Below are 6,730 nucleotides of genomic sequence, written 5' to 3' on the forward strand. Positions count from 1 at the left end.
GGTCCGTTGCCTTCGCAAATCGAACTTGAGACATGGTTGTCGTCTCGCCCGGCAAGACATGAGGCCTCCGGTTCTCATTGGCTCGATCTCACCGGCGAGCGCTTCGAGGAAGCGCGGACGAAGCGGCCGGGCTTGATCGAATTCTGCGCCCGCTTTGAAGCGGTCGAGCTATGGATCGATCCGGATCCGAACGCCCAACTGACGCTGATCTGGCTGTTGGACTTTCTGCGGCATCATGCAGAAACCGTGTCCAGGCTGACTCTGGTCCAGGCAGATGTCCAAATCGGCAATTGCACGCCGGAAGAATTGGCCAGTTGGCGCCTGCCGGTCGTCCGGGTCCTGAACGATCATCTCGAAACTGCCAGCTTGGCCTGGCGGGCCTATCGCCAACCGACGCCGCAGGACTGGTTCAACCTGCTCGGCGGGGATCTCAGGGTCCTGCCGCAGCTTGGACAAAGCGTGCTGGAATTGCTCGAAGAGCTCCCGTCAGGCATGACGGGACTTGGCGCGACGGAGACGCGGATGCTGGAGCTGCTACCGGCAGGCGGTGCCTTTCCGTTCGACGTCTTTCCCGGGGACAACAAGCCCAACAAACGGCGCGTGTTCGGCTATTGGGAAATCGGAGCCCTGCTGGACGGGCTCGCTCATTGTCCGGCACCTGCCATATCCGGGCTCGAGGAGGGGCCGTTCACGCTGGCGATGCACGATGACCGTCATCGCCTCGAGCGATATCGGCGAAGCCAACTCAAGCTGACCGCGCTCGGTCAGGCGATCCTGGCAGGAACTGAAGATTTCAGCCGACACAATCCGATCCGCCGCTGGTGGGGCGGCACCGAATTGATCGGCGATCAGCTGTGGCGTTGGGATCCGGCCGACCGTGCTTTGATCGAACCTTCTTCCTCAATCGAATCGTGATCGCGCGTTTCAAAGGGCCTTGGTCGCCTGACTTAAGGTTCGACATGAGCGGGCGCTGAGGACGTTGTTACCGACCCCCTCAGTGCACATTTGTTTCCTGGACAGGCGCTTGTCCACGGCGTTTGATGCGCACCGCCGATTCGGAATCGCGTGAAACTAAAAGTGCTTAGAGTCGGAAGCGGAGAATTTTGTTTCGCTGATGTGAAGTGACACTTTAAGTGCGTGAGCTTCCGTCCGGGACCCGAAGTCGCGGGACATCAGGATGTGCGTCGCACATCCTGAACTCTCCGCACCATCCCCGATTGACGTTAACAACGCGTCACTCCGCCGCCTGCGCGTAGTCGGCGATCGGCGGACATGAGCACACCAGGTTGCGGTCGCCATAGACATTGTCGACCCGGCCGACCGGGCTCCAATATTTGTCGGAGCGCGAGGTGCCCTTCGGAAAACAGCCGTCGGCGCGGGAATAGGCGCGCTGCCAGCCGTCATCGGCGATGTCGTGAACGGTGTGCGGGGCGTGGCGCAGTGGCGAGGCTTCGACCTTCCAGCGGCCGGACTCGATCTCGGCGATCTCCTGCCGGATCGCGATCATGGCGTCGCAGAAGCGGTCGATCTCGGCCTTCGATTCCGATTCGGTCGGTTCGATCATCAGCGTGCCCGGAACCGGGAAGCTCATCGTCGGGGCATGGAAGCCGTAGTCGATCAGCCGTTTGGCGATGTCATCGACGGTGACGCCGCTGGACGTCTTCAGCGGCCGGGGGTCGACGATGCACTCATGGGCGACCCGGCCTTTGGCATTCCGATACAGCACCGGGAAATGCGGATCGAGCCGGGTGGCGATGTAATTGGCGTTGAGGATCGCGATCTCGGTCGCCCGGGTCAGGCCTTCGCCCCCCATCATCAGGATGTAGATATAGGAGATGGTCAGGATCGAGGCCGAACCGTAGGCGGCCGCCGAAACCGGTCCGACCGGTGCACGGCCTCCGGTTGAGGGATGTCCTGGCAAGAATGGCTCAAGATGCGCCTTGACCCCGATCGGGCCCATGCCGGGGCCGCCGCCACCGTGCGGAATGCAGAAGGTCTTGTGCAGATTGAGATGGCTGACATCGGCGCCGTAATCGCCCGGCCGAGACAGACCGACCTGGGCGTTGAGGTTGGCGCCGTCGAGATAGACCTGTCCGCCATGGCCATGCACGATGTCGCAGATCTCGCGGATATGCTCCTCGAAAACGCCGTGGGTGGAAGGATAGGTGATCATGATCGCGGCGATACTCTTCGAATGCTCTTTCGCCTTGGCGCGCAGATCCTCGACATCGACGTCGCCCCTGGCATCGCAGGCCACTACCACGACCTCCATGCCCACCATATGGGCGGAAGCCGGATTGGTGCCGTGCGCCGAGGAGGGGATCAGGCACACCTTGCGGTGCGGCTCGCCGCGCGCGGCGTGGTAGCCGCGGATCGCCAGTAGCCCGGCATATTCGCCCTGGGCGCCGGAATTCGGCTGCAGCGAGACCGCGTCATAGCCGGTGATGTCGCAAAGCCACTTTTCCAGCCGCTTGAACAGGGCATGGTAGCCCGCGGCCTGGTCGGCCGGCGCCAACGGGTGCAGCGCGCCGAATTCCGGCCAGGTCAGCGGGATCATCTCCGAGGTGGCGTTGAGCTTCATGGTGCAGGACCCGAGCGGGATCATGGCGCGGTCGAGCGCGAGATCGCGGTCCGAAAGCTTGCGCATGTAGCGCAGCAGCTCGGTCTCGGAGCGGTGGGTGTTGAACACGGGATGGCCAAGGAAGCCGCTGGCGCGCTTCAGCTCGGACGGCAGCGCCTCGCGCGCGCCGGCCGCAACCTCTGCATAGGCGAGCTTGCCGCCGAACGCCCGCCACACCGCCTCGACCTCCAGCGCCGTCGTGGTCTCGTCCAGCGCGATCCCGAGGGTTGCCTGGCCGATCCGCAGATTGATCTTCTCGGTCAAAGCGCGGGCGACGATGTCGCTCTGCTGGCCGCCGGCATCTACCGTCACGGTGTCGAAGAACGCTGCAGATTGCGGCGCAAAGCCGAGCTGGCGCAATCCCGCCGCCAGCACCGCGGTGCGGCGATGCACCGTGCGCGCGATGTGGGTCAGCCCCTCCGGGCCATGATAGACCGCGTACATCGAGGCGATCACCGCCAGCAGCACCTGCGCGGTGCAGATGTTGGAGGTCGCCTTTTCGCGGCGGATATGCTGCTCGCGGGTCTGCAGCGCCAGCCGGTAGGCCGGCTGCCCGCGTGAATCGATCGACAGTCCGACGATGCGCCCCGGCAATGAGCGCTTGAGCGCGTCGCGCACCGCCATATAGGCCGCATGCGGACCGCCATAGCCCATCGGCACGCCAAAACGCTGCGCCGATCCGATCGCAATATCGGCGCCGAGTTCGCCCGGCGACGCCAGCAGCGTCAGCGCCAGAAGATCGGCGGCGACCACGGCCAGCGCGCCTTTTGCCCGAATTGCCGCGATCGCAGGCCGAAGGTCGCGTACTGCGCCCGAGGTTCCGGGATATTGTAGCAGGGCGCCGAACACCTCGGCCTTGTCGAGATCGACGGCGGGATCGCCCATGATCAGGCTCCACCCGAGCGGCTCGGCGCGGGTGCGCAGCACCGCCAGCGTCTGCGGATGCACCTCGGAATCGACGAAGAACGCTTTTGCCTTGGCCTGCGCGGCGCGCTCGGCCAGCGCCATCGCTTCCGCAGCGGCAGTGGCTTCATCGAGCAGCGATGCGTTGGCGACATCGAGCCCGGTGAGGTCGCAGATCATGGTCTGGAAGTTGAACAGCGCCTCCAGCCGGCCCTGGCTGATCTCCGGCTGATACGGCGTATAGGCCGTGTACCAGGCCGGGTTCTCCAGGATATTGCGCTGGATCACCGCCGGCAGGATGGTTCCCGAATAGCCTTGGCCGATCAGCGAGGTGAACAGCTGGTTCTGCGCCGCCAGCTCGCGCATATGCGCCAGCGCTTCGGTTTCGCTCAAAGCGGTACCGAGGTCGAGCGGCGCCTTCTGCCGAATCGAGGATGGCAGGGTTTCGGCCATCAGCCCTGAGAGGCTGCTGGCGCCCACGGTCTGCAGCATGGCGTTGACGTCGCGGGGCGAGGGGCCGATGTGGCGGCGCACGAAGGTGGCGGCGGGCTCGTCGGTGTGTTTAAGCGGCGCGTTCATGGAGTAGTCCTCGCTGGAAAATCAAAGCTCGGTGTCGTCGTCCGCGAAAGCGGACGATCCAGTACGCCGGGAAGCCAGCGGTTGAGCGGAGAAGTCGCGGCGTACTGGGTCGCCCGGTCGAGCCGGGCGATGACAGCGGAGGGTGTGGAGGCGATCCCTGTCATTCGCTCATATGCTCATGCGGTGTGCTTGGCGTAAGCGGCCTCGTCCATCAGGCCGTCGAGCTCGCTCTTGTCGGATATCTTCAACTTGAAAAACCACGCCTTGCCGGCGGCGTCGGAATTGACCAGCGCGGGTTCCGCGGCGAGCGCGTCGTTGACCTCGAGCACTTCCCCCGAAATCGGCGCGTAGACGTCGGAAGCCGCCTTGACCGATTCGACCACGGCGGCGGCTTCGGCCTTCTTCAGGCTGCGGCCGATTTTCGGCAGTTCGACGAACACGACGTCGCCGAGCTGCGACTGCGCATAGTCGGTGACGCCGATGGTGGCGACGTCGCCCTCGATCCGGAGCCATTCGTGGTCGGTGGTGTAGAGCGTCGTCATGACGGATCCTTCAGCGTTTTGAGGTTCAACGTTTGTAAGTATTGGGAACGAAGGGCATGGCGGCGACCCGCAGCGGCAGCCGCGCGCCGCGCAATTCGGCGAACACCAGGGTATCAGCGGCGGCGAGCGAAACCGGCAGATAGCCCATCGCGACCGGCGCATTCAGGCTGGGGCCGAAGCCGCCCGAGGTGACCTTGCCGATCTGTTCGGATGACGTCTCATTCGCGAATAGCGGTGCGCCTTCGCGCACCGGGGCGCGGCCCTCCGGCCTCAATCCGACGCGGCGGCGCGGTGCGCCTTTTTCGAGCTGCGCAAGAATCGTGTCTGCGCCGGGAAAACCGCCGGCGCGGGCGCCGCCATGGCGGCGGCTCTTCTGGATCGACCATTCCAGCGCGCCCTCGACCGGCGTCGTCGAGGTGTCGATGTCGTGGCCATAAAGGCAGAGCCCGGCCTCGAGCCGCAGGCTGTCGCGCGCGCCGAGCCCGATCGGCATCACATCGCCATTCGCCAGCAGGGTTTTCGCGAAGGCTTCCGCCTGTTCGGCCGGAACCGAAATCTCAAAGCCGTCCTCGCCGGTGTAGCCCGAGCGCGAGACGAAGCAGTCGATGCCGTCGATACGGCGCGGCCCCGTATCCATGAACCGCATCGCCGATATTTCTGGGCAAAGCCGGGCCAGTACCGAACAGGCCTTCGGCCCCTGCAGCGCGATCAGCGCGCGGTCGGGGAGCGGCTCGATGACGCAGCTGTCCTGAAGATGAGCGCGCAGATGCGCCTCGTCCTCGGCCTTGCAGGCGGCGTTGACGACGAGGAACAAATGGCTGCCGAAATTGGCCACCATCAGATCGTCTAAAATGCCGCCGGCTTCATTGGTGAACTGGGCGTAGCGCTGCCGGCCCGGTGCAACGCTGAGGATGTCCTGCGGTACCAGCCGCTCCAGCGCCAGGGCGGCGTCCTCGACCTTGCCGGATTTCGCCCGCAGCTCGAGTTGTCCCATATGCGAAACGTCGAACAGCCCGGCCGAGTTGCGGGTATGCAGGTGTTCCCTGAGCACGCCGGGCGCGAATTGTACCGGCATGTCGTATCCGGCAAACGGCACCATTTTGCCGCCGCTGGCTGCATGCAGCGCATGCAAAGGGGTGGTTTTCAATGCGGTTTCGGTTTCGCGCGCAAGCATCATGGGGCCCTCGCGGTTCCCGAGGAGGATTCCTCGAAAACCCGTCGAAGCCCCATCTGTCGCTGTGCCTGAGAGTATTATCCCGTCGGCGGACGCATCCCGGGACCGGCCCGGCGGCGTCTCTTTCCAGATGCTAGCAAGTCACGCGGTCCGTTTGCCTGAGAGTTTCCGGGGCGGTTGCTCCTTCGGCGCCGGCGCTTAAGCCGATCTCTCCCGACGTGACAGTCTTGAACAGGGGTAGAAAACCACGGCCGCGGCAAGGCTGTCAACGCAGCCGCAGCAATTATCAACGAACCTTGCGCTGCTGCGGCAAGCCCCTGATCTCAAGCACACTTTCTGGACAGCGCCATCCCCCTTGTCTAAAAGCCATGGCTTGGTACTCGGCTTGGTACTCGGCTTGGTACTTGAGCCGGTGAGATGGCGCGTTTGCAGCGAATCCCGGGCTTTTTACGATTGGACGGACATGAGCGGCGTTAACGAGATCAGGTCGGCATTTCTCAACTACTTTGCGGCGGAGGGTCACGAGATCGTGCCGTCGTCACCGCTGGTGCCGCGCAACGACCCGACGCTGATGTTCACCAATGCCGGCATGGTGCAGTTCAAGAACGTTTTCACCGGCGTCGAGAAGCGGCCCTATCAGCGCGCCACCACCTCGCAGAAATGCGTGCGCGCCGGCGGCAAGCACAACGACCTCGACAATGTCGGCTACACCGCGCGCCATCTCACCTTTTTCGAGATGCTCGGCAATTTCTCGTTCGGCGACTACTTCAAGGAGCGCGCGATCGAGCTCGCCTGGAACCTGATCACCAGGGATTTCGGGCTGAAGAAGGACAAGCTGCTCGTCACGGTCTATCACACCGACGACGAGGCGGCCGGCCTTTGGAAGAAGATCGCGGGCTTGGGCGACGATCG

5 protein-coding genes and 1 riboswitch are annotated in these 6,730 nt (G+C 64.1%); of the genes, 2 read left to right on the forward strand and 3 right to left on the reverse strand.

Annotated elements, in window-relative coordinates:
• Nucleotides 1-915, forward strand: a 915-nt coding sequence (locus Q7U29_RS12880; protein WP_304741945.1) for a hypothetical protein, incomplete at its 5' end; no start/stop codon positions are given.
• Nucleotides 916-1,234: 319 nt separating this feature from the next.
• Here Q7U29_RS12880 and gcvP read toward each other — a convergent pair.
• The 3 genes from gcvP to gcvT form a co-directional block, all read right to left on the reverse strand.
• Entirely contained in the window at nucleotides 1,235-4,102 is a 2,868-nt protein-coding gene (gene gcvP / locus Q7U29_RS12885; RefSeq protein WP_304741947.1) for an aminomethyl-transferring glycine dehydrogenase, read from the reverse strand.
• A 176-nt stretch (nucleotides 4,103-4,278) separates the two neighbouring features.
• Nucleotides 4,279-4,644, reverse strand: coding sequence for a glycine cleavage system protein GcvH (gene gcvH, locus Q7U29_RS12890; RefSeq protein ID WP_304741949.1), 366 nt, complete (start codon nucleotides 4,642-4,644; stop codon nucleotides 4,279-4,281).
• Between the two features lie 25 nt (nucleotides 4,645-4,669).
• Nucleotides 4,670-5,818, reverse strand: a complete 1,149-nt coding sequence (gene gcvT, locus Q7U29_RS12895; RefSeq protein WP_304741953.1) for a glycine cleavage system aminomethyltransferase GcvT — start codon at nucleotides 5,816-5,818, stop codon at nucleotides 4,670-4,672.
• A gap of 136 nt (nucleotides 5,819-5,954) precedes the next feature.
• A riboswitch (glycine riboswitch) is annotated at nucleotides 5,955-6,045 on the reverse strand.
• 236 nt (nucleotides 6,046-6,281) lie between these two features.
• On the opposite strand from gcvT, the gene Q7U29_RS12900 reads away from it, so the two are divergent.
• Nucleotides 6,282-6,730: alanine--tRNA ligase-related protein (locus Q7U29_RS12900; RefSeq protein ID WP_304741951.1), on the forward strand; the 449-nt coding region annotated here is incomplete at its 3' end.

The sequence above is a fragment of the Bradyrhizobium sp. genome, assembly GCF_030654605.1.
Classification (GTDB): domain Bacteria; phylum Pseudomonadota; class Alphaproteobacteria; order Rhizobiales; family Xanthobacteraceae; genus Bradyrhizobium.